The organism is Sporosarcina sp. NCCP-2331, assembly GCF_023707945.1.
In the GTDB taxonomy this organism is placed as follows: Bacteria; Bacillota; Bacilli; order Bacillales_A; family Planococcaceae; genus Sporosarcina; species Sporosarcina cascadiensis.
Map to the genome: position 1 here is coordinate 1 of NZ_BRCD01000011.1, position 21,544 is coordinate 21,544.

Sequence of the window (21,544 nt, forward strand, 5' to 3'; positions counted from 1 at the left end):
ATGCAGATATTCTGTTTAGTGTCTTTTTTATATGTGCGCATGGCTGGAGTTTCTTTAACTTCTGAAAGGGTAAAGTACTATACATAACATAGTCCGTTTAAAACGTACGTTCGTTAATTCTTTTGAAAAACTGCATCCTGTGGTAAAATAGAAGGACGATCTATTTAGGAATAGGAGTGGAATTGTGTGAATGAAACTTTTCAATTACAGGCGCCTTATACACCGCAGGGAGATCAGCCATCCGCGATCGCAAGTCTTGTCGGCGGCCTGAAAGAAGGAAAAAAGCATCAAACTTTATTAGGTGCCACAGGAACAGGCAAAACGTTCACCGTTTCGAATGTCCTGACTGAAATAAATAAACCTACACTGGTCATTGCCCATAATAAAACATTGGCCGGTCAATTATATAGCGAATTTAAAGAGTTCTTTCCAGATAATGCAGTAGAGTACTTTGTCAGTTTCTATGATTTTTATCAGCCGGAAGCCTATGTGCCGCAGACGGATACTTATATTGAGAAAGATTCTTCCATCAATGATGAAATCGATAAGCTGCGCCACTCCGCAACCAGTTCCTTGTTCGAGCGTAATGATGTGCTGATTGTGGCCTCTGTTTCCTGTATTTACGGATTGGGATCGCCGGAAGAATACAATGAGATGGTTTACTCAATCAGAACCGGTATGGAAATTCCCCGGAATGAACTGCTGCGCAAACTGGTGGATATCCAGTATGAACGGAATGATATCAACTTTACACGGGGAACGTTCCGCGTCAGAGGCGATGTCGTGGAAGTATTTCCGGTGGCACGCGATGAGCGCTGTATCCGTCTGGAATTCTTCGGGGACGAAATTGAGCGGATTCGTGAAGTCGATGCCCTGACAGGTGAAGTGATAGGCGACCGGGAACATGTCGCAATCTTCCCGGGTTCCCACTTCGTTACACGGGAAGAAAAATTATTGAAGGCAATTGATAATATTGAAATAGAGCTGGCGGAACAGCTGAAATATCTCCGTGAAAATGATAAGCTGCTCGAAGCTCAGCGACTGGAACAGCGTACGAACTATGATTTAGAAATGATGCGGGAAATGGGTTTCTGTTCAGGAATCGAAAACTATTCCAGGCATTTGACACTGCGTGAAGCAGGCGCAACACCTTACACGCTGCTCGATTATTTCCCTGATGATTTCTTGATCGTGGTGGATGAAAGCCACGTTTCCCTTCCTCAGATCCGCGGAATGTATAATGGTGACCAGGCCCGCAAGAAAGTACTTGTGGAACATGGTTTCCGCCTGCCTTCTGCGCTTGACAACCGCCCGCTGATGTTTGAGGAATTTGAGAAACATATTAGCCAGGCGATGTATATATCTGCAACGCCGGGTCCTTATGAGATTGAACATACAGATAAAATGGTGGAACAGATCATTCGTCCGACAGGTCTTTTGGATCCAGTGATCGAAGTGAGACCGATCGAAGGGCAGATTGACGATTTATTGGATGAAATTCAGTTGCGTATCGAGCGTAATGAACGGGTGCTCATCACGACGCTGACGAAGAAGATGTCGGAAGATCTGACGGATTACCTGAAAGATATCGGAATCAAAGTCCAGTATCTTCATTCGGAGGTCAAGACACTGGAACGTACAGAAATTATTCGTGATCTGCGAATCGGAACGTACGATGTCCTGATCGGCATCAACTTGCTGCGGGAAGGAATCGATATACCGGAAGTTTCATTGGTGGCTATTTTGGATGCGGATAAAGAAGGCTTCCTGCGTTCAGAGCGCGCACTGATCCAGACGATCGGGCGTTCAGCGCGGAACTCTGAGGGACGTGTCATCATGTATGCGGACAGAATGACCGATTCCATGGCAAAAGCAATCAGTGAAACCGAACGCCGCCGTGAAATTCAGATGGCGTATAACCTGGAACATGGAGTGACTCCGAAAACAATTATAAAACCGATTCGTGAGGCAATCCGCGCGACTCAGGTGGCGGAAGAAACGGAATCCTATTTGCAGCGTATTACGGAAGGAAAGAAATTGTCGAAAGACGAGAAAGGCCTGCTGATCGTCAAAGTAGAAAAAGAAATGAAAGATGCGGCGAAAGCGCTGGACTTCGAAAGAGCTGCTGAGCTGCGCGACACGCTGATAGAACTGAAGGCAGAAAGGTAGAATCTGGATGAAAAATAAAGAACTTGTGATACAGGGAGCGAGAGCCCACAACCTGAAAGATATTACCGTCAAAATTCCGAGAGATCAGCTGGTTGTCATTACCGGTTTGTCAGGCTCGGGCAAGTCCTCACTTGCGTTTGATACGATCTATGCGGAAGGACAGCGAAGGTATGTAGAATCATTATCTTCCTATGCGCGGCAGTTCCTCGGACAGATGGATAAACCGGATGTGGATTCCATTGAAGGGCTGTCACCGGCTATTTCAATTGATCAGAAGACGACGAGTAAAAATCCGCGTTCAACGGTAGGCACCGTCACGGAAATCTATGACTACTTGCGTTTACTGTACGCCAGAGTAGGGAAGCCGGTTTGCCCGCTGCACGGAACAGAAATTTCCACGCAGACGGTTGAACAAATGGTGGACAGAATTATAGAACTGCCGGAACGGACCCGCATTCAAGTGCTGGCTCCCATTATTTCGGAACGAAAAGGCACCCACGCAAAGTTAATAGAAGATATTAAGAAACAAGGCTACGTCCGGGTCCGTGTCAATGGGGAAACAATGGACCTCGACGATAATATTGATTTGAATAAAAATAAAAAGCATACGATCGAAATTGTCATCGACCGAATTGTCATGAAAGAGGGCGTAGAGACCCGTCTCAGTGACTCGTTGGAATCAGCACTGCGTCTAGCGGACGGCAATGTGATCGTAGATGTTATTGGAGAGGAAGAACTGTTCTTCAGTGAACATCACGCCTGCCCGATTTGCGGATTCTCCATCGGCGAACTTGAACCGAGAATGTTTTCATTCAACAGTCCATTCGGTGCCTGTCCGGAGTGTGACGGTCTCGGAATGAAATTGGAAGTAGATCCTGATCTGGTGATACCGAATAAAGATCTGACTTTAAAGGAGCACGCCATCGCGCCTTGGGAGCCGACAAGTTCGCAATACTATCCGGAGCTGCTTAAGACGGTGGCAAAGCATTACCATATTGACATGAATGTTCCGGCGGGCGAACTGGCAGATTCAGATATAGAGAAACTGCTGAAGGGATCAACGAAAGAAAAGATTCATTTCCGCTATACCAATGAGTTCGGCAGCACACGTGACAGCAATATTTATTTTGAAGGCGTCTTGCGTAATGTAGAACGCCGCTATCATGAAACGTCTTCTGATTATATCCGCGAACAAATGGGCAAGTATATGACAGAGAACCCCTGTCCTGCATGTCTTGGCTATCGCTTGAAACCCGAGTCGCTGGCGGTTCTCGTCAACGGCCGGCATATCGGACAGATTACCGAGCGTTCCATCGTAGAAACTGTGAAGTTTTTTGACGGGCTGGAGCTGTCTGAGAAGGATGCCCAGATTGCAGACATGATTTTAAAAGAAATACAGGAACGTCTCGGCTTCCTGATTAATGTGGGACTTGATTATCTGAACCTGTCCCGTTCAGCAGGTACATTATCGGGCGGTGAAGCGCAAAGAATCCGTCTGGCAACGCAAATCGGGTCCCGTCTGACAGGTGTACTTTATATTTTGGACGAGCCTTCCATCGGACTGCATCAGCGGGATAATGACCGGCTGATCGCAACGCTGCAGAGCATGCGGGACATCGGTAATACGCTGATTGTCGTAGAGCATGATGAAGATACGATGATGGCCGCGGATTACCTGATCGATATTGGCCCGGGAGCCGGCGTGGCAGGCGGTGAGATCGTTGCTGCCGGCACACCGGCCAAAGTAATGAAAAATAAAAAGTCATTGACGGGTAAATATTTGAGCGGGGAAAAATTCATTCCACTGCCGACGGAACGCAGACAGCGGGAGGACAGAAGCATTGTCATTAAAGGAGCCTCAGAAAACAATCTGAAAAGCCTGGACGTCGCTTTCCCGCTTGGCCAGTTTATTGCGGTGACGGGTGTTTCAGGATCAGGGAAAAGTACATTGGTCAATGAAATTTTGCATAAGTCCCTGGCACAAAAGCTGAACCGTTCAAAACAGAAGCCGGGTAAATTTGATGAGATCAGCGGTGTGGAGCAGCTTGAAAAAGTCATCGACATTGATCAGTCTCCGATCGGGCGCACGCCGCGTTCCAATCCGGCTACTTATACAGGTGTGTTTGATGATATCCGTGATGTCTTCGCCATGACCAATGAAGCGAAAGTGCGCGGCTATAAAAAAGGCCGGTTCAGCTTTAATGTCAAAGGCGGACGTTGTGAGGCCTGCCGCGGTGACGGGATCATTAAGATTGAAATGCATTTCCTGCCTGACGTCTATGTACCTTGTGAAGTTTGTCACGGCAAACGTTATAACCGTGAAACACTGGAAGTGATGTACAAAGGCAAAAACATCGCGGATGTACTGGCCATGACTGTGCAAGATGCGGTCGTGTTCTTTGAAAACATTCCCAAAATTCACCGTAAATTGCAGACGATAGTTGACGTTGGCCTCGGCTACGTCCAATTGGGCCAGCCGGCTACGACATTATCAGGCGGTGAAGCGCAGCGTGTGAAACTGGCTTCAGAACTTCATAAACGTTCAACCGGCAAGTCATTCTATATTTTAGATGAACCGACAACCGGCCTGCATGTGCACGACATCGCGAAATTGCTGGAGGTTCTTCAGCGTCTGGTAGACGGAGGTAACACCGTTCTCGTCATCGAGCATAATCTCGACGTCATCAAAACTGTTGACTATATTATCGATATCGGCCCGGAAGGCGGAGACAAAGGCGGGCAAATCGTCGCAACAGGAACACCGGAAGAAGTGGCAGAAGTTCCTGAATCCTACACAGGCAAGTACCTGAAAACCATTCTTGAACGTGACCGTAATCGTATGAAAGAGCTGATTGCAAAAACAGGGAAGAAATAATTTTGGTGAATATCGTGGATTTAATATGTGTAGATTTCGTTGCTCGACGTTGCAGGAGGTTTGAATAAGGTATGTGTTTGCAGTTTGAACCCGCTTCGGCGCTGGGGGATTGCCTTACGCAATGAGCCTACTGGCGAAGAGCGTGCCAGCAGTCTCATTGCCACGGCTGACCCCGCAGTTGCGCCTTCGCTGGTGCTGGGAATGTAATTCATGCTGCTTTTTTACTAAGTGTGAATTTAGTTGGCGTGGTTTCGCTGCTCGACCTTGCAAATGCATTGATTCCAAAGTTCTGAGCATTTAATAAAGGTTAAGTAATGCATGAAATACCTCACCTATCGTAATAATCTCAAATAGTATGCTCATACTGCAACTCACATAAAAATTTTTGAAACACCAGCCAGTGTACCTTCGTTCCAGGCAACCTAAGTACGCCGCGTCCTGCGGCAACGGTTGCATGACTCACTTCGTGTGAGCCCGCGGCTAAAAACACTCGGGGAGGATCAGCCCGATAGGATGAGACAACTTGCGGGAGCGAAAGCCTTTACGAAGAAAGGCTTTTGCGAATAAAAGCGTAGCGTTATGAGCACAGTTTGCCTTAATTTCCGCAAAGAGCGCAGAAATACGGCAAAGCGAACCCTTCGCTGTTCGCTTGGCTCACCGAGGGCCCTCCCGAAAGCGTCCGCCTGAAACGTAGGGAAACGGTCTCTTCTCACTTTCCCTATCCTGCGCAATTACAGACAAATCTAAAAGTGCTTATGAAATAGACTGTCAAGCACACGTACAGTGCAATCTTATTTCTATATAAGTTGTATTAAACTTTTTACATCATAAGGAAGCTATGTTCTATCTACTCAGTTGATTGGAGTGCAAGGCGGCGACTCTGGGAGGATCAGCCCGACAGGTGATGACAACTTAGGGGAGCGAAGCGACCAAGTTGGCTCACCGCGGGCCCTCCAGAAAGCGTCCGCCTGGAACGGAAATCAACGGTGCTAGGTAATTTATGGAATGCTTATTTATTAATTTAACCTATATAGATGAAACTTTTACAGCGCACAGCCGTATAAATAGTTAGGAAAAGAAAAGTACGCCCATAATGAGGAGGAGTCTTACGATGCAAAACGAACGCAGACGAATACTTACTTTGCTTGAAGAAGGTAAAATCACAGCAGACGAAGCATTGAGATTATTGGAAGCCCTTGGGAAACAATCGGATACTTCAGATCAGCACGAAAAAACGTCCACTGACTCAAAGACCGGTCACCAAATGGAACAAGATCAGCCTTGGTTTGAAGAGCCGCAGAAGAAAAAGTCCTTCAATCAATCAAAAGATCCGGACCAAACAACTGACGAATCATCTGCAGACGACTTTTTCGAAGATATCCGCAAAGAATTCATGACAGCAGGAGACCGTTTTATGCAATTCATGGATACGGCTGTACAGCGCGTAAAGACCTTTGATTTCGAAGCACCGTTCAGCAAATCGGTCAGCTTTACACATACTGAAACCAAGACGGCAGAAGATATAGAACAAGTAATTATCCATATTGACCACGGGAAAGTGGAGATTCATCCATCTGAAGATGATCAAATCACCGCAGAATTCTCTGTTAAACATTTCAATCATGATTCTGAAACAGAAGCACGAAACCAATTTCTAGAAAAACTGCTGTTCGTCAAAGACGGCAATAAATTGCGTATCGGCAGTGATATGAAAATGGTTCAGGTGAATGTAAAGCTCTATATTCCTAAAGCGCAGCCATATAAAAAGCTGTCCGTGCGTCTGTTGAACGGTGGCTGCTCAGTGGAAGGCATCGATTTCAATGAACTTCGCATCAAAACCGCGAATGGCAAAATTGAATGTGCTCATATTGCGTTTGATGAAGCGGAACTGGAAACCGCAAACGGAATGATCCGTTTATTGAAAGTACGGGGCAATAAGCTGGAAGCGGAGACGCTGAACGGACGTGTCTATGCCGACGGTGAACTGATCGATGCAGATGCGAAATCGCTGAACGGCAATGTCAGCCTGACAACGACTGCATTGAATGCGAAGCGGCTGGACGCCAAGTCCATCAGCGGAGCAGTTGAGCTGTATTTCCCATCGACAGTCGGTCTGAAAGGCGAGATCATCTCTAATATGGGTAAGCTTGATCTGCAGCTGAAAGATGTATCGCGTGTGGAAGAACAGGAACAATTCCTACACCGCACAATCCGCTTCACTAAAGCCGGTGAGGATGAAACAAAAGCTCCTTTACAGATTTCAGGCGAATCCAAAACAGGTTCTGTTTTAGTCCACTACAATTCGGTTGAGTTTTGAACGAATTACTGAGTCTGCAGCATAAAACCGCTTCGGCTCTGGGGGATTGCCTTTGTTTTTGCAGAATAATAAGTATTGTATGAAATACTTCACCTATTAAAGTCTCAAATGCCCTGCTCATACTGCCTGCTCACATAAAAAGTATTGAAACACCAGCCAGTGTACCTTCGTTCCAGGCAACCTAAGTACGCCGCGTCCTGCGGCAACGGTTGCATGACTCACTTCGTGTGAAGCCCGCGGCTAAAACCACTCCGGGAGGATCAGCCCGACAGGTAAGACAACTTGCGGGAGCGAAGCGAGAGCCGTCACGAAGAACGGCTTTTGCGAGTAAAAGCGAAGCGTTAGGAGCACATCTTTGCATTCCAAGTTGGCTTACCGCGGGCCCTCCGGAACGCGTCCGCCTGGAACGCAGGGAAACGTTTTCTCTCCACTTACCCTATATTGCGCATTCACTAGTGAAACTCCATTCGCAAGGAGCCATTCTAAACACATAAAAAATACCTGCACTCCGCTGAAAATGCGGCAGTGCAGGTATTTTTACTTTTGGTAAGCCCAGTTTAAAATTCCGAAAGCCAGTGCCCGTGCACATTGCAGCTGGTAGACTTTATTCTGAAGCAGCACAGCCTCTGTTTTATGTGACATGAAGCCGCATTCTGCAAGAATCGCAGGCATCTGCGTATCCCGCAGCACAGCGAAATTCGCTTTCTTCACCCCGCGGTCAGGCCGTTTGCAAGCCGCAATGAGCGACTGCTGAACCAAGTTTGCTAAAATTGCGGAACTTTTACTGGCAGCCGGATAGATATACGTTTCTATTCCCTGTGCTTCGCTCCAGCCACTCGTATGGGCATTTGCGTGAATCGATACATAAGCGTCCGCTTTCATTCGGTTGGCTGCTGCCGTGCGTTCAGACAGCAGCACGTCCCGTGAGTTTTCATGTACATAGCGAACGTTCAGGCCTTCTCTGGTCAGGCGGACACCCACCATCTCCGCAACTGCCAAATTAAATTGGAACTCGCGAAGCTTACCGTCAGGCGACCGTTTCCCTGGTGTTTCAGGTCCGTGTCCGGCATCAAGAACAATCAGTGTCATTTTCAACCACTCTCCTTTATCCTGTATATAGTCAGTTTTCTGAAAAAGTGGACACCTGCATAAAGCAGACAAGGAGAAATCCATTTCTTTTCTTTTCCTACATGTTAAAATGAGGATTGGGAAAGCAGTCAGTTGTACATCTGATCAATCTGAATGGCAAGCTTGGCTGACAAGTACGTGAAAATTCCATTTCAAATGAAATAAAACAGCTGGAAAGCGGGGAACTTTATGGGGGAACTAACAGTAGAAGATATTATGAATCGATTCGGGCTTGAGTTGATCGCAGGACATCAAGGGATTCACCGGCATATCCTGATGAGCGATATCTCGAGGCCTGGTCTGGAGATGGCCGGATACTTTGATTATTATCCATCAGAACGCGTCCAATTGATCGGGCGAAAAGAAATGTCATTTCTGGAAACATTACCTGCCATTACCAGAAGAAAGCGGCTGGAACGCCTTTGTTCCAATAATACGCCTGCTTTTATTATCGCGCACGGTGAAGAGGGGCCGAGAGAACTGAGTCAGCTGGCAGATGAAAAAAACATCCCTGTCTTGCGGACGGATTACAAAACGACGCAGTTTTCCGGTATGCTGACGAATTACTTAGTAGGCCAGCTGGCTCCCATGACGACTGTCCACGGTGTATTGGTAGACGTTTACGGAGTAGGTGTACTGATCACAGGCGGGAGCGGCGTAGGGAAGAGTGAAACTGCGCTTGAGCTCATTAAGAAAGGTCACCGTCTCATTGCCGATGACTCCGTGGAAATTCGTCAAGTGGCGGAAAATATCCTGATCGGGACAGCGCCGAAAATATTAAAACATATGCTCGAAATCCGAGGAGTCGGGATTATTGATTTGATGACACTGTTCGGTGCAAGCGCTGTAAAAGACGATAAACGGGTGCTGCTGGCTGTAGATCTGGAAATTTGGGATGAAGATAAACATTACGACCGTTTAGGTATCGATGAAGAAAAGGTAGTCATACTGGATTCGCAAATTACAAAGTTATCGGTTCCTGTGCGTCCGGGGCGAAATATTGCGGTCATCATAGAGGTGGCAGCGATGGATTACCGAATGAAACGTCTTGGTTTTAATGCAGCCGAGGAATTTACGAAACGGCTGGATCAGGCAATCGCGGATAATGCGGAAATTTTGAAAGAAGAGGGGCTCGACTAAGTGAATTTATTGTTACTTGCGATCAATCCGGTTGCAATTAGAATCGGCAGTTCGGAACATGCGTTAGAAGTGCGCTGGTACGGCATTCTAATCGCAATGGGAATCATATTAGGATTTTTTATAGTACAGCGGGAGATGCTGAAAAAAGGCATGCATCCGGACTTTCTGACGGATATGCTGATTTGGGCCATCCCAATTTCGATCATCAGCGCCCGAATTTACTATGTCATCTTCACATGGGACTATTACAGCGAGCATCCGGAACAGATCATCCAGATTTGGAATGGCGGAATCGCGATACACGGGGCGCTGATAGGTGCTGTCATCACAGCGGTCATATTTACCAGAAAACGCGGTGTGTCATTCTGGAAAGTTGCGGACATTACAGCACCCGGTCTGCTGATAGGCCAAATTATCGGACGCTGGGGAAATTTCATGAATCAGGAAGCGCACGGCGGTCCGGTTACCGAGGCATTTAAAGAGAATACGATTATTCCTGACTGGATCATGAATCAAATGACAATTGACGGCGTGACGTATCATCCGACGTTTCTCTATGAGTCGATGTGGAATGTAGCCGGGTTGATATTGATCTTGGTTCTGCGCAGAGTCATTACTGTCAAACGCGGGGAAATCTTTTTGTTTTATGTTATCTGGTATTCGATCGGCCGGTTCTTTATTGAAGGCATGCGGACGGACAGTCTGTATGTAATAGGAGCTCTGCGTGCGGCGCAGCTGGTCTCTGTTGCCGGAGTCGTTATCGGAATTGCGATTTTGCTGTATCGCAGATTTATTATGAAAGTGAACGAGAATTATGAAGAAAAACGAAAATAAAATCGCATTATCCAGTACACTCAGCAATGGACTGAAATCGGGTCTTCACACGACCTGGTCGCTGGGAAAGATCATCTTTCCCATTACACTGCTCATAACGATTTTACAGTTCACGCCGATTTTACCCTGGCTTGTCGAACTGGTTGCGCCGCTGATGCATATCTTCGGACTGCGCGGAGAAGCCGCTGTGCCGATTGTGCTGGGAAATACATTGAATTTGTATGCCGGAATTGCAGGGATCATCTCTCTGGAATTAACGGTAAAAGAAGTTTTCATTATTGCGCTGATGATCAGTTTTGCGCATAATTTGTTCATTGAGACAGCTGTGGCGCTTAAGGTGGGCGTCAAGCTGTGGCTGGTCCTGGCAGTACGGCTGGGATTGGCGGCAACGGCGGGCATCTTGCTGAATCTGTTTTGGACAGGCGGCTCAGAAATCGCCCAGTACGGCTTGACGCCACAGGCTGAAGCGGTTCCACAGGGAGTCTGGCAAATCCTGCTGCTCGGAATCGAGAAAGCAGCGTTCGGCGTTCTGCAGCTTGCGCTGATTGTCATCCCGTTGATGCTGCTTGTTCAATTTGTTAAAGACCGCAATTATTTAGAACATTTTTCAAAAGGACTAGCTCCTTTCACTAAGTTAATCGGCGTGAAGCCGAATACCTCGATGACACTTGTTGCGGGCTTGCTGATCGGCCTGGCTTACGGAGCGGGTGTGATGATACAGGCTGTCCGCGAAGACGGCGTTTCCAAACGGGATATTACGTTAGCATTCATTTTTCTGATGGCCTGCCACGCTGTAATTGAAGATACTTTATTATTTCTGCCGCTTGGTATACCGATCTGGCCATTGTTTCTGATACGGCTTGTGACCGCGATTCTGCTGACTATAACGGTCGGTGTGTTTTGGAAGCAGCCGAAAGCGAAGGAGGAGTCTGTCATTGACTATTAAACCGATTACCACGTTATTATTTGATTTTGACGGAACGCTTGGCGATACAAATGAATTGATTATTGCTACTTTCCGTCATGTGCTGGAAGAACATTTTCCCGGGCGTTTTCAGCGTGAAGACATATTGGCTTTTATCGGGCCGTCGCTGAGAGATACTTTTTCATCCATTGAACCTGCGATGACAGACCAGTTGATCCAGGAATATCGGGCATGGAATCTTGCCAATCATGACGCTTATGTAACAGAATTTGACGGCGTTTCGGATACACTGCACAAGCTGCATGCAAAAGGTTTGAAAATGGCGGTCGTTTCTACGAAAAAGCGTGACATGGTGGAAAGAGGGCTGCGTCTGATCGGAATCGAATCCTATTTTGAAACGGTGATCGGTCTGGATGACGTGACCAATGAAAAACCGAATCCTGAGCCGCTTTTATTGGCATTAGAACGACTGAATCGTTCGCCTGAAGAAGCGCTGATGATTGGAGATAACTTCCACGACATCTTAGGCGGTCAAAACGCAGGAGTCCGCACGGCAGCTGTTGCCTGGGCGCTTAAAGGAGAAGAATATTTGCAGACGTTTAAACCGGATTATATGCTGCATCACATGACTGATTTGTTTACACTGATCGATGGAGAGCGGCCGTGAGACGCACGGAGCGCTACGCTTCTAAAGGCGAAGCAAATTCACTTTGGCATATTTACCGGACTGTTTCGATTTTCAAAGTAGCGAAGAACTTCATTGTGATCCAGATCGCACGGTATACTCCGTTTGTTTCATGGAAGAATATACTGTACCGACTATTTTTACGGATGAAGGTGGGCAGACAGACAGCGTTTGCTTTAATGGTGGTGCCGGATGTCATGTTTCCTGAGCGTATTACGGTCGGAAATAATTCGATCATCGGTTTCAACACCACGATTCTTGCCCACGAGTATTTAATCGATGAATACCGCATTGGCGATGTGGAGATCGGCAACGAAGTGTTAATTGGCGCGAATACCACGATTTTGCCCGGTGTGAAAATAGGGGACGGCGCAATTGTTTCCGCCGCTTCACTGGTTAATATGGATATTCCTGCCGGCTGTTTTGCAGGCGGGAATCCAGTGCGGATCATTTATACAGCAGAAGAGATGAAAGCACGGGCTGCACGCAGTGACAAATGAATGACGGGCAGGTTAGATGTGCTATAATAGAGGGTAGATTGCAAAGAGGGACGTTATATGCGTTCCTCTTACTTTTTCGGAGGAGTTCGATTGGAAAAAAAACGAAGGTTTAACAAGAATAAGATTGTTTCATTTTTGCCTGACGGTGATTTTTATCGCAAGCGCGCGATGCAGGCGATGCAGCGCGAGCAATTTTCAGACGCAGAAAAGTATTATAAACGTGCTTTGGAGCTGAATCCTGATGATGCGCTTACGCATATGGAATATGGCGTATTCATCATGGAAGTCGGTCGTTTTGAAGATGCCTACGAATTATTGAAGAAGGCGGATGAATTAGATCCGGATAATGAAGAAACAACTTTCTATCTGGCGGAAGTTCATGCCCACCTCGGCTTGCTGCGCGAAGCGAAACAATATGCATTGAAATATATCGGGCTTTCTCCCGGCGGACTGTTCATGGAAGAATCACACGAAATCATTGAATTTGCAGATCAGGAAGAGACCTATCTCGAAGACGGTGAGCTGCCGGACGCCGAGGTACTTTTCATTCAGGAAAAGGCCCGTAAAATAATGGAAGAAGGCAATTTTGAGCAGGCGATTGAAGTGCTCGAAAATCTGCTCGCTGATTACCCGAAAAACTGGGCGGTCCATAATAACTTGGCGCTGGCTTATTTCTATATTGGTGAAGAAGCCCGTGCAGAAAAAATACTCTATGACGTGCTTCAAGAAGAAAAAGGAAATATTCATGCGCTGTGTAATTTAGCTGTGTTTTTTTATTATGGACGGGACGAAGAGCGGTTGACAAGCATGATGGATCTGCTCGCGAAGATCAAACCATATCAGGTGGAGCACCGATACAAGCTAGGTGCGACGTTTGCGCTGACAGGCCGGTATGAAGAAGCGTATCATTGGTTGCGCAGTCTTCAGAAACGCGGCTTCCAGGGCGATGTAGGTTATTATTTCTGGCTTTCGAATGCCGCTTATTTTACGGGGCATCGACAAGTGGCGGAGCAGGCTTACGATAAATTGCTTCAAATGGATCCTTCAAAAGAAGGGTTCGAGCCTTGGAAATCAATAGAGGACCAGCTGAATCCTGATGCGTATGAAGAGGATGTTCCTTTTTTGATTGAAAAGATATCAAATCCGTACAGCAGTGAGCGGATGTTCGGCTTGTATTTACTTGGCAAGTCTTCGCATCTGCAGGAAATCCTGTCACATCCGGGATATATAAACGTGGAAGATCTCAGTTCATCAGAGCAGTTATTTTTAGCGCATAGTCTGGATTATGAATTCATTGCGGAAAATGATTTCGAAAAATCGTTCAGCCGGGCGCTGGAAATTTGTGAGCTGCTTTATGAACAGTACACGCCGCTTGATTTGCAGGGGACACATTTATTTCAGATGTGGTTCACGCTGTGTGAGAACGCCCTCACGGATAAATATGCGTTTGCAAATCCTAAAGCTATAGCTGCAGCAGTAGATTATATGTTCCAGTCTTCCCGCTATGATCAAGTGACTAAGAAATCCCTGGCGGAGAAATACGGGGTGTCTGTTGCCACTCTGACAAAGTATGTGCAGCAATTGATTCAGTTTTTGCCTTACTCTGCGGATTGACGGCAAACTGTATAAGTTGGATTACACTTTTTACATGAAAGGTATGCTATGTCCAACCTGCTCAGTTGATTGGAGTGCAAGGCGGCGACTCTGGGAGGATCAGCCCGACAGGTGAGACAACTTAGGGGAGCGAAGCGACCAAGTTGGCTCACCGCGGGCCCTCCAGAACGCGTCCGCCTGGAACGGAAATCAACGGTACTAGGTAACTTTGACAATGCAGTTAATATGGATGTTGCATTTAAGTTGAATTCATTCGAAAATTCCACTAGGATTTTATATATAGACTTTCTATATTTGAGGAGGACAATCAGATGTCAACGGATAAAATTTATGACGTAATAATTGTGGGTGCAGGACCGGCGGGTATGACGGCGGCTGTTTATACAGCACGCGGAAACATGTCTACATTAATGTTGGAGCGGGGAGTTCCCGGTGGCCAGATGGCGAATACAGAAGAGATTGAGAACTATCCTGGATTCGAAAGTATTCTTGGGCCTGATCTGTCTACGAAAATGTTCGACCATGCAAAACGTTTCGGTGCGGAATATGCATACGGAGACGTCACGAAGATCGAAGACGGACGCGAGTTCAAAACAATTCATGTAGGAGAAAATAGCTTTAAAGCACGTGCGGTTATTTTAACGACAGGTGCTGAATACCGTAAAATGGGAATTCCGGGCGAAGCAGAATTGACCGGCCGCGGTGTCAGTTATTGTGCAGTTTGTGACGGAGCGTTTTTCCGCGGTAAAGATATCGTCGTAATCGGCGGTGGAGATTCAGCGGTTGAAGAAGGTACGTACTTGACGCGTTTTGCGAATAAAGTGACGATCATTCACCGCCGTGATGAGCTGCGCGCACAGAAGATTGTGCAGGAGCGTGCATTTGCGAATGAAAAGATTGATTTCATTTGGAACACGACTGTCAAGCAAGTGAACGAAAAGGACGGCAAGGTCGGTTCTGTTACACTTGTATCAACTGAAGACGGCTCAGAACGCGAAATGGAAACGGAAGGTATGTTTATTTATATCGGACTGGATCCATTAACGGCGCCTTTTAAAGAACTCGGTATTTTGGACGAGAACGGTTATATCGAAACAAACGACATTATGGAAACAAAGATTCCGGGAATTTACGCTGCAGGCGACGTGCGTGAAAAGTTACTGCGTCAAGTCGTTACAGCAACAGGCGACGGAAGTGTTGCTGCGCAGGCGGCTCAGAAATATATTGAAGAGCTGATGGATGAGGTAGGAGCCAAAGCCTGAAAACTTAATCTATTCGTAATCTGTACGTAATAGGTTTGCAATGTAGGAAGGGTATACTTGTATAAGTCAAGACCCCCTTTTAAAATATAGCAACTTTGTGGCTATTTGCGGTAACAAACTTCCGTGAATAGCCTCCTTTTTTTGTCGTTTTTCTATAAAGCATTGTATACTAGGAATACATACGTGAAAAGTGGGGACTACATATGCAAAAAATTGCTAATTTACTCGTAGTAAAAGACGAACAAGTCCTTTTACTCAAGAAGCCGAGACGCGGCTGGTATGTAGCGCCGGGCGGGAAAATCGACGAAGGGGAATCGATTTACGAGGCTGCTGTAAGGGAATTTACTGAAGAAACAGGCGCCAGGCCGATTCAGCCGCATTTGAAGGGTATTTATACAATGATGACCATGGACGATGACGGAAAGCAACTGCTGAATGAATGGCTGCTGTTTACATTTATAGCCCGTGATTATTCGGGAGACATTTTGGAAACAACAGCTGAAGGCGAGCTGGAGTGGCATCCGGTGGAGAGTCTGCATACATTACCGATGGCAGAGGGGGATCGTTCCAATCTCTTGTTCGCAGTCCATGGGGCAGGAATGCAATATGGAACGTTTTACTATACAGAGCAATTCCGCTTACTGCAGGAGTCGCTTCAACAATCGACGGAAGGTGAATGAATAAAAATGGATCAAGCACACGGGTCAAATGAATACGAAGTAGTGATTATCAGTGGCATGTCAGGTGCCGGTAAAACAGTTGCGATGCAGTGTTTTGAGGATATGGGTTTTTATTGCATCGATAATTTGCCACCTGAATTATTCGTGACATTCCTGGATTTAATGATGAAGTCGGATAATCAGATGAGACGGATTGCAGCCGTAATGGATACACGCGGCGGAAGCCTGTTTGATTCATTGGTTGCAGCGCTTGAGGAACTTTTTAAAAAAGACGGCGTTAAAGCCAGTCTGCTGTTTCTGGATGCCGATGATGAGACCTTGGTGAAGCGTTACAAGGAAACACGCCGGTCCCATCCGCTTTCTGAAGGCGGCGTGCTGCTCGAAGGAATCCGCAGAGAGCGGATACTGCTGACGGAGCTGAAAGGCCTGTCACGTTCAATTTACGATACGTCTAAATTAAAGCCGAAACAATTGCGCGAGAAAATCATGCGGGAGTTCTCTGCTGAAGGAGAACCGACGTTTACGCTGAACTTTGTTTCTTTTGGTTTCAAACACGGTATGCCGATTGATGCAGACGTCGTTTTCGATGTTCGTTTCCTGCCGAATCCTTTTTATTTAGAGGAGCTGCGTCCAATGACAGGTTTGAACCCAGAAGTGTCTGATTACGTGCTGAAGTGGAATGACACAAAATTGTTGATTGAGAAATTAACCGACCTGTTCAAGTTCCTGATCCCGCAATATAAGCAAGAAGGCAAAGGTCAGGCAGTCATCGCATTCGGCTGCACAGGGGGCCAGCATCGCTCGGTGACTCTTGCGGAATACTTTGGAAAAGAGTTCAAAGGGGACTATCCAACGCAAATTTCTCACCGGGATGTCGAAAAAAGAAAGGGCTGACACGGCTATGCCATCTACTACTATAAAAAGAGTCGTAGTATTCGGAGGGGGAACAGGCCTTTCAACCATTTTACGCGGATTGAAGCGCTATCCCATTGATTTGACGGCTATTGTCACAGTAGCAGATGACGGAGGCAGTTCGGGACGTTTATTTGACCAATACGACATCCCGCCTCCAGGGGACATCCGACAGGTTATGGCAGCGCTTTCAGATGTCGAACCGTTGATTGAGAAGATGTTCCAGTACCGTTTCGAAGGTTCCGACGATTTGAAAGGTCACTCGCTCGGGAACCTCATGCTGACCGCATTAACGAACATTACAGGCGATTTTGCGCGTGCGGTGGAGCAAATGGGGCTGGTCCTGAACATAAAAGGGAAAGTATTGCCTGCAGCAAATCAACGGATTACCTTGCATGCAGAGCTAGAAGATGGTTCAATTATTACAGGTGAATCGAAAATTCCTCTCTACGGGCGGAAAATTCGCAATGTCTTCATTTCACCTCAAGATGTGAAGCCGCTGCCGGAGACGGCTGAGACGATCAAAAAAGCAGATTTGATCATATTTGGTCCAGGCAGTTTATATACAAGTATCTTGCCGACGATTCTGGTGCAGGATATACGGGAAGCCGTACTTGCGAGCCAGGCGAAAAAAGTGTATATCGGCAACTTGACGACGCAAAGAGGCGAGACATTTCGGTATACGGCCTCTGAGCATGTTCAGGCGCTGTATGACCACGCGGGAGTGCCTTTCCTGGATGCAGTGCTCGTCAATAACGCAGATGCCTTCAGACGTGCGTACGGGATACCTGCCGATGAAGAACCCTGGCTGGTGGAAAATGATCTGGACAGACTGCAAATGCTCGTTCCCGAAGTTTTTGTGCAGGAAATCGCGACGGTGTTCAACGGTGTGATTATGCATAAATCAGCGGACGTGGCGGATGTGCTCATGCGATATATAGAGAGAACGTAGAAGACGGATAGATATGAAGATCGCCGAAAAGGGGGAATATCATGTCTTTTGCATCTAAAACAAAAAAAGAGCTGACGCAAATTGAAGCGGATGACTGCTGTATTAAAGCGGAGATCGCTGCTTTTATTCGAATGAATGGCGTGATGTCTTTTTCCAATAAACAACTGAGTCTGGATGTGCAGACTGAAAACGCGGCGATTGCGAGAAGGCTTTATTCCAATCTGAAAAAGCTGTATCCTTATAAAGTAGAATTGCTGGTACGGAAGAAAATGCGTTTGAAGAAAAATAACGTGTATATTTGCCGGATACGGGACGGCGCAAAAGACTTGCTGGAAGCGCTCTCCATTATAACCCATGATTTCCAGATGGTTGATACGATTGATCCGGTGCTAATTGAAATGGACTGCTGTGCGAGAGCGTATTTACGCGGTGCTTTCTTGGCGGGAGGTTCGGTCAATAATCCAGAAACCTCTTCGTATCACTTAGAAGTGTTTTCAAGCTATCAAAAGCATAGTGAGTCACTTGTGGAACTGATGAACCGGTTCCAATTAAATGCGAAGTCCATCGAACGCAAAAAAGGATTTATCGCTTATTTGAAAGAGGCTGAGAAAATATCTGATTTTCTTGGACTCATCGGGGCGCATGTCTCGCTTATGAAATTTGAAGACGTTCGTATTATGAGAGATATGCGGAACAGTGTAAACCGGCTTGTGAATTGCGAGACAGCTAATCTGAACAAGACAATTGGCGCGGCACAGCGTCAGGTGGAAAATATTAAGCTGATTGAACAGACGATCGGACTGGAACAACTGCCGGAGAGGCTGCAGGAAATTGCACAGCTGCGTGTGGCGCATCAAGACGTCACATTGAAAGAGCTGGGTGAACTGGTGTCCGGTGCATCTGTCAGTAAATCAGGCGTTAACCACCGCTTGCGAAAGATTGAAGAGATAGCCGAGCGGCTGCGCGGAAACTGATCAAATGTATTATATTCTGAAAAAGAAAGAAAAGGAGCATACAATATGGTAGAAAAAACAGTGAAGGTAGGAATAAAACCTGGTTTACAGGCAAGACAGGCAGCATTATTTGTGCAAGAAGCGAATAAATACTCTGCTGATATTTACTTGAAAAAAGAAGTTCGTCAGGTAAACGCCAAAAGTATTATGGGGATCATGAGCCTGGCGATTGCAAAAGGTACGGAAATCACTTTGCAGGCAGACGGCATCGATGAAGATTTGGCTCTTGAAAATCTGGCACAACTTGTAGAAACTGAACAGCAATAAAAAAAACCGATTCTCCTTTTGGAAGAATCGGTTTTCGTTTACTCATTTTGCTTATTTCTTCATATCGCTGCGCTGAACGATGTGATCGATCAAGCCGTATTCTTTCGCGCGTTCCGCTGTCATGAAATTATCACGGTCTGTATCTTTCGCGATGACATCAATCGGCTGTCCAGTGCGGTCAGCTAAGATTTGATTCAGCTTCTCACGCAAGTGCAAGATGCGCTTTGCAGCGATTTCTATTTCAGTCGCCTGACCTTGTGCGCCGCCGAGTGGCTGGTGAATCATCACTTCGGCATTCGGCAATGCATAACGCTTGCCTGGAGCTCCTGCTGTCAGCAAGAATGCGCCCATGGATGCTGCCATACCGATGCAGATTGTCTGGATATCGGGTTTGATAAACTGCATTGTATCGTAGATTGCCATACCTGCTGTAATGCTTCCGCCCGGGCTGTTAATGTAAATGGAGATATCTTTTTCCGGATCTTCAGCTTCCAGGAATAAGAGCTGCGCTACGATCGAATTTGAGACATTGTCATCGATTCCGCTTCCGAGCATGATAATCCGGTCTTTCAGCAAGCGGGAATAGATGTCATACGCCCGCTCACCGCGGTTTGTTTGTTCAATAACTGTAGGAATTAGATTCAATGGTACTTCCTCCTTTTAATGTTTCGTAATAATCGTTCTGTTGAAATCAGTTGGTATTTCAACTATAATTGTATTTTACATAAGTTGGTCAACAAAGGTCAAATCATTCGCCTTATAAATAGCTATTGCTTTTCATTCTATTCCACGATATAATGGAAGATGTCTCAAAGAGGGATATCTTTTTTCTGCAAGTTGTTTTTGAAGCGTGTAAAAAATGTGAAAATCATATCAAGTCCTCGTGGTGCAATGGATAGCACGTAAGCCTCCGAAGCTTAAAATGTGGGTTCGACTCCCGCCGAGGGCACTACTAATTAGTAAGAAGACTGAACAGATCGCATATGCGATTTGTTCAGTCTTTTTTTATCTGTCCAGAGGCAGTCAGCAGAAAAAACGTCCGAATGAATTAAATTCATTTTTCTTGATTAATTTAATAAGAGCTCAACTTGAATAGAAAGAAAGGCTGGAAATATAAAAAGGGAAATACCCAGGAGATTACTCATGAAACAGAGAAAGGCCTGTCTTTTCACCTAGTAAAAAATAAAAATTAAATAAATTATTGTCGAAAAAGACTCGTGCAAACGCTGTCATACCAATAGTTAGCGAGAACAGTAATTATTTTACACTTTAAGAAATTATGAAAATTGGTTTGAACTCGAATTTTAGTTATGGTAATCTATCAAATAAGTAAAACGAAAGTTTTATGAAAATATCAAGGAGGAGAATTATGAAGAAATCGGCGATAGGTATTATGGCGGTGATGATGCTTCTTTTGCTCGCAGCATGCGGTAGCGGAGATTCAGATTCCGGCAGCAGTGGAAGCGGCAGCAAGTTGGATGAACTAAAAGATAAGGGCGTTGTCAGAGTCGGCTTTGCCAATGAGAAACCGTATGCGTATGAAGAAAATGGCGAATTGCAAGGTGCTGCGGTTGCTATTGCCAAAGCGGTCTTTGAAAACCTGGGCGTTGACGAAGTGGACGGCAAGCTCTCCGAATTCGGTCAATTGATCCCGGGGTTAGGCGCCGGCAAGTTTGATGTGATTACAGCAGGTATGGCTATTTCACCGGACCGCTGCTCAAACGTTTCATTCGGTGAGCCGGAAATTAAGTATGGTGAGGGCCTGATTGTTGAAAAAGGCAACCCGATGAATCTGAAGAGTTACAAGGATATCGCTGCTGATCCGTCTATTAAAGTAGCAGTCATGAGCGGAGCGACAGAAAAAGACTTCATGATCCGTGAAGGAGTTGCGGAGAGCCAGATTATGATGGTTCCGGATATCCCGGCTTCATTCTCGGCAGTTGAATCAGGCCGTGCAGCTGTTACGACAGGCACTGAGATGACGATTAAGATGGCATTGGAATCTGCAAACAATGAAAAATTGGAGTTCGTCACAGATTTTGAACAGCCGGATATCGAAGGAGTGCCAAGCTACGGTGCGGCAGCTTTCTTGAATGGTGACGACGAACTGCGCGAAGCATACAACGAAGAATTGAAGAAGTTGAAAGAAAGCGGCGAAATCGCTGCATTGATTGAACCGTTCGGCTTTACCGAAGAAAATAACTTGGTGGAAAACGAGATTACGACGGAAAGTGTTTGTAACGGAGATAACTACTAAGAGAACAGCCGGGT

Annotated in this window: 19 protein-coding genes and 1 tRNA gene; 18 read left to right on the plus strand and 2 right to left on the minus strand. The window is 46.1% G+C overall.

Annotation, left to right across the window (positions count from 1 at the left end; all coding sequences use genetic code 11):
- Window positions 1-186: 186 nt before the first annotated feature.
- The 4 genes from uvrB (at window position 187) to NCCP2331_RS08130 (ending at window position 7,361) form a co-directional block, all read left to right on the plus strand.
- Window positions 187-2,169 (plus strand): excinuclease ABC subunit UvrB, encoded by a 1,983-nt coding sequence (gene uvrB / locus NCCP2331_RS08115; protein ID WP_153721021.1) that lies wholly within the window; start codon window positions 187-189, stop codon window positions 2,167-2,169.
- A 7-nt stretch (window positions 2,170-2,176) separates the two neighbouring features.
- Window positions 2,177-5,044, plus strand: coding sequence for an excinuclease ABC subunit UvrA (uvrA, locus tag NCCP2331_RS08120; RefSeq protein WP_251669896.1), 2,868 nt, complete (start codon window positions 2,177-2,179; stop codon window positions 5,042-5,044).
- 60 nt (window positions 5,045-5,104) lie between these two features.
- Complete coding sequence (locus NCCP2331_RS08125; protein ID WP_251669898.1) at window positions 5,105-5,251, plus strand: hypothetical protein; 147 nt, start codon at window positions 5,105-5,107, stop codon at window positions 5,249-5,251.
- A gap of 904 nt (window positions 5,252-6,155) precedes the next feature.
- Window positions 6,156-7,361, plus strand: coding sequence for a DUF4097 family beta strand repeat-containing protein (locus NCCP2331_RS08130; RefSeq protein WP_251669900.1), 1,206 nt, complete (start codon window positions 6,156-6,158; stop codon window positions 7,359-7,361).
- A 537-nt stretch (window positions 7,362-7,898) separates the two neighbouring features.
- On the opposite strand, the gene NCCP2331_RS08135 is transcribed toward NCCP2331_RS08130, so the two are convergent.
- The gene (locus NCCP2331_RS08135; RefSeq protein ID WP_251669902.1) at window positions 7,899-8,450 is read right to left on the minus strand and encodes an N-acetylmuramoyl-L-alanine amidase family protein; all 552 of its coding nucleotides are present in this window, start codon (window positions 8,448-8,450) and stop codon (window positions 7,899-7,901) included.
- 228 nt (window positions 8,451-8,678) lie between these two features.
- On the opposite strand from NCCP2331_RS08135, the gene hprK reads away from it, so the two are divergent.
- From hprK to NCCP2331_RS08195, 12 genes are all read left to right on the plus strand, one after another.
- Window positions 8,679-9,629, plus strand: coding sequence for an HPr(Ser) kinase/phosphatase (gene hprK, locus NCCP2331_RS08140; protein ID WP_251669904.1), 951 nt, complete (start codon window positions 8,679-8,681; stop codon window positions 9,627-9,629).
- Complete coding sequence (gene lgt, locus NCCP2331_RS08145) at window positions 9,630-10,463, plus strand: prolipoprotein diacylglyceryl transferase (RefSeq protein ID WP_251669905.1); 834 nt, start codon at window positions 9,630-9,632, stop codon at window positions 10,461-10,463.
- Window positions 10,444-11,409 (plus strand): nucleoside recognition domain-containing protein, encoded by a 966-nt coding sequence (locus NCCP2331_RS08150; RefSeq protein ID WP_251669907.1) that lies wholly within the window; start codon window positions 10,444-10,446, stop codon window positions 11,407-11,409. Before lgt ends, NCCP2331_RS08150 begins: the two co-directional genes overlap by 20 nt.
- Window positions 11,399-12,055 carry a pyrophosphatase PpaX gene (gene ppaX / locus NCCP2331_RS08155; RefSeq protein ID WP_251669909.1) on the plus strand — a complete coding sequence of 219 codons (657 nt, stop codon included), beginning with the start codon at window positions 11,399-11,401 and terminating at the stop codon, window positions 12,053-12,055. Before NCCP2331_RS08150 ends, ppaX begins: the two co-directional genes overlap by 11 nt.
- Window positions 12,052-12,573, plus strand: a complete 522-nt coding sequence (locus tag NCCP2331_RS08160) for an acyltransferase (protein WP_153721029.1) — start codon at window positions 12,052-12,054, stop codon at window positions 12,571-12,573. The genes ppaX and NCCP2331_RS08160 overlap by 4 nt, the downstream gene beginning before the upstream one ends.
- A 90-nt stretch (window positions 12,574-12,663) precedes the next feature.
- Window positions 12,664-14,187 (plus strand): tetratricopeptide repeat protein, encoded by a 1,524-nt coding sequence (locus NCCP2331_RS08165; protein WP_251669910.1) that lies wholly within the window; start codon window positions 12,664-12,666, stop codon window positions 14,185-14,187.
- A 311-nt stretch (window positions 14,188-14,498) separates the two neighbouring features.
- Window positions 14,499-15,449, plus strand: coding sequence for a thioredoxin-disulfide reductase (gene trxB, locus NCCP2331_RS08170; protein WP_153721031.1), 951 nt, complete (start codon window positions 14,499-14,501; stop codon window positions 15,447-15,449).
- Window positions 15,450-15,652: 203 nt separating this feature from the next.
- Window positions 15,653-16,129: an 8-oxo-dGTP diphosphatase gene (locus tag NCCP2331_RS08175; RefSeq protein WP_153721032.1), complete on the plus strand. Its 477-nt coding sequence runs from the start codon at window positions 15,653-15,655 to the stop codon at window positions 16,127-16,129.
- Window positions 16,130-16,135: 6 nt separating this feature from the next.
- Window positions 16,136-17,023, plus strand: a complete 888-nt coding sequence (gene rapZ / locus NCCP2331_RS08180) for an RNase adapter RapZ (RefSeq protein ID WP_251669912.1) — start codon at window positions 16,136-16,138, stop codon at window positions 17,021-17,023.
- Window positions 17,024-17,030: 7 nt separating this feature from the next.
- The gene (locus NCCP2331_RS08185) at window positions 17,031-17,993 is read left to right on the plus strand and encodes a gluconeogenesis factor YvcK family protein (protein ID WP_251669915.1); all 963 of its coding nucleotides are present in this window, start codon (window positions 17,031-17,033) and stop codon (window positions 17,991-17,993) included.
- A 41-nt stretch (window positions 17,994-18,034) separates the two neighbouring features.
- A complete protein-coding gene (whiA, locus tag NCCP2331_RS08190; protein WP_153721035.1) occupies window positions 18,035-18,967 on the plus strand; it encodes a DNA-binding protein WhiA in 933 nt (310 codons plus the stop codon).
- Window positions 18,968-19,012: 45 nt separating this feature from the next.
- Window positions 19,013-19,273: an HPr family phosphocarrier protein gene (locus NCCP2331_RS08195; protein ID WP_153721036.1), complete on the plus strand. Its 261-nt coding sequence runs from the start codon at window positions 19,013-19,015 to the stop codon at window positions 19,271-19,273.
- Between the two features lie 51 nt (window positions 19,274-19,324).
- Here NCCP2331_RS08195 and clpP read toward each other — a convergent pair whose 3' ends face one another.
- Entirely contained in the window at window positions 19,325-19,918 is a 594-nt protein-coding gene (gene clpP, locus NCCP2331_RS08200; protein ID WP_153721037.1) for an ATP-dependent Clp endopeptidase proteolytic subunit ClpP, read from the minus strand.
- A gap of 232 nt (window positions 19,919-20,150) precedes the next feature.
- Between clpP and NCCP2331_RS08205 the strand changes: the two genes are divergently transcribed.
- Window positions 20,151-20,222, plus strand: a tRNA-Arg gene (locus NCCP2331_RS08205).
- Between the two features lie 420 nt (window positions 20,223-20,642).
- Window positions 20,643-21,530 carry an ectoine/hydroxyectoine ABC transporter substrate-binding protein EhuB gene (gene ehuB / locus NCCP2331_RS08210; protein WP_153721038.1) on the plus strand — a complete coding sequence of 296 codons (888 nt, stop codon included), beginning with the start codon at window positions 20,643-20,645 and terminating at the stop codon, window positions 21,528-21,530.
- Window positions 21,531-21,544: the final 14 nt, after the last annotated feature.